1 rRNA gene (cut by a window edge) is annotated in these 2,500 nt (G+C 56.7%); it reads left to right on the top strand.

Features of this window, described 5'->3' with window-relative positions:
• Positions 1–2,468 (top strand): 23S ribosomal RNA (locus IE321_RS40725) (it extends 654 nt beyond the left edge of the window).
• Positions 2,469–2,500 lie beyond the last annotated feature (32 nt).

The raw sequence follows: 2,500 nt of genomic DNA, 5'->3' as shown, positions 1-2,500 counted from the left end.
GACTGCGTGCCTTTTGAAGAATGAGCCTGCGAGTTTGCGGTGTGTTGCGAGGTTAACCCGTGTGGGGAAGCCGTAGCGAAAGCGAGTCCGAACAGGGCGCTTCAGTAGCACGCTCAAGACCCGAAGCGGAGTGATCTAGCCATGGGCAGGTTGAAGCGGAGGTAAGACTTCGTGGAGGACCGAACCCACCAGGGTTGAAAACCTGGGGGATGACCTGTGGTTAGGGGTGAAAGGCCAATCAAACTCCGTGATAGCTGGTTCTCCCCGAAATGCATTTAGGTGCAGCGTCGCGTGTTTCTTGCCGGAGGTAGAGCACTGGATAGGCGATGGGCCCTACCGGGTTACTGACCTTAGCCAAACTCCGAATGCCGGTAAGTGAGAGCGCGGCAGTGAGACTGTGGGGGATAAGCTCCATGGTCGAGAGGGAAACAGCCCAGAGCATCGACTAAGGCCCCTAAGCGTACGCTAAGTGGGAAAGGATGTGGAGTCGCAGAGACAACCAGGAGGTTGGCTTAGAAGCAGCCACCCTTGAAAGAGTGCGTAATAGCTCACTGGTCAAGTGATTCCGCGCCGACAATGTAGCGGGGCTCAAGCGTACCGCCGAAGTCGTGTCATTGCAGTACATACCCCCAACGGGGACTGTGATGGGTAGGGGAGCGTCGTGTGCCGGGTGAAGCAGCCGCGGAAGCGAGTTGTGGACGGTTCACGAGTGAGAATGCAGGCATGAGTAGCGATACACACGTGAGAAACGTGTGCGCCGATTGACTAAGGGTTCCTGGGTCAAGCTGATCTGCCCAGGGTAAGTCGGGACCTAAGGCGAGGCCGACAGGCGTAGTCGATGGACAACCGGTTGATATTCCGGTACCCGCTTTGAAACGCCCAATATCGAGCCCATCAATGCTAAGCCCGTGAAGCCGTTCCGGACCCTTCGGGGAAAGGAAAGTGGTGGAGCCGGCGAACCAAGGTGGTAGTAGGTAAGCGATGGGGTGACGCAGGAAGGTAGTCCAGCCCGGGCGGTGGTAGTCCCGGGGTAAGGGTGTAGGCCGTGTGATAGGCAAATCCGTCACACATTAAGGCTGAGACCTGATGCCGAGCCGATTGTGGTGAAGTGGATGATCCTATGCTGTCGAGAAAAGCCTCTAGCGAGTTTCATGGCGGCCCGTACCCTAAACCGACTCAGGTGGTCAGGTAGAGAATACCGAGGCGTTCGGGTGAACTATGGTTAAGGAACTCGGCAAAATGCCCCCGTAACTTCGGGAGAAGGGGGGCCACGCCTGGTGATGAGTCTTGCACTCTGAGCTGGGGGTGGCCGCAGAGACCAGCGAGAAGCGACTGTTTACTAAAAACACAGGTCCGTGCGAAGCCGTAAGGCGATGTATACGGACTGACGCCTGCCCGGTGCTGGAACGTTAAGGGGACCGGTTAGTGACCTTTCGGGGTTGCGAAGCTGAGAACTTAAGCGCCAGTAAACGGCGGTGGTAACTATAACCATCCTAAGGTAGCGAAATTCCTTGTCGGGTAAGTTCCGACCTGCACGAATGGCGTAACGACTTCTCGACTGTCTCAACCATAGGCCCGGTGAAATTGCACTACGAGTAAAGATGCTCGTTTCGCGCAGAAGGACGGAAAGACCCCGGGACCTTTACTACAGTTTGATATTGGTGTTCGGTTCGGCTTGTGTAGGATAGGTGGGAGACTTTGAAGCAGCCACGCCAGTGGTTGTGGAGTCGCCGTTGAAATACCACTCTGGTCGTGCTGGATGTCTAACCTGGGTCCGTGATCCGGATCAGGGACAGTGTCTGATGGGTAGTTTAACTGGGGCGGTTGCCTCCCAAAGGGTAACGGAGGCGCCCAAAGGTTCCCTCAGCCTGGTTGGCAATCAGGTGTTGAGTGTAAGTGCACAAGGGAGCTTGACTGTGAGACCGACGGGTCGAGCAGGGACGAAAGTCGGGACTAGTGATCCGGCGGTGGCTTGTGGAAGCGCCGTCGCTCAACGGATAAAAGGTACCCCGGGGATAACAGGCTGATCTTCCCCAAGAGTCCATATCGACGGGATGGTTTGGCACCTCGATGTCGGCTCGTCGCATCCTGGGGCTGGAGTCGGTCCCAAGGGTTGGGCTGTTCGCCCATTAAAGCGGTACGCGAGCTGGGTTTAGAACGTCGTGAGACAGTTCGGTCCCTATCCTCTGTGCGCGCAGGAATATTGAGAAGGGCTGTCCCTAGTACGAGAGGACCGGGACGGACGAACCTCTGGTGTGCCAGTTGTCCTGCCAAGGGCATGGCTGGTTGGCTACGTTCGGGAGGGATAACCGCTGAAAGCATCTAAGCGGGAAGCCTGCTTCGAGATGAGTATTCCCACCTCCTTGAGAGGGTAAGGCTCCCAGTAGACGACTGGGTTGATAGGCCGGATGTGGAAGCCCAGTAATGGGTGGAGCTGACCGGTACTAATAGGCCGAGGGCTTGTCCTCAGTTGCTCGCGTCCACTGTGTTAGTTCTGAAG

It is taken from the genome of Streptomyces hydrogenans (assembly GCF_014656075.1).
GTDB lineage: Bacteria > Actinomycetota > Actinomycetes > Streptomycetales > Streptomycetaceae > Streptomyces > Streptomyces hydrogenans.
The sequence above is the reverse complement of the archived record's forward strand: the minus strand, read 5'-3'. Positions and strand labels throughout refer to the sequence as shown.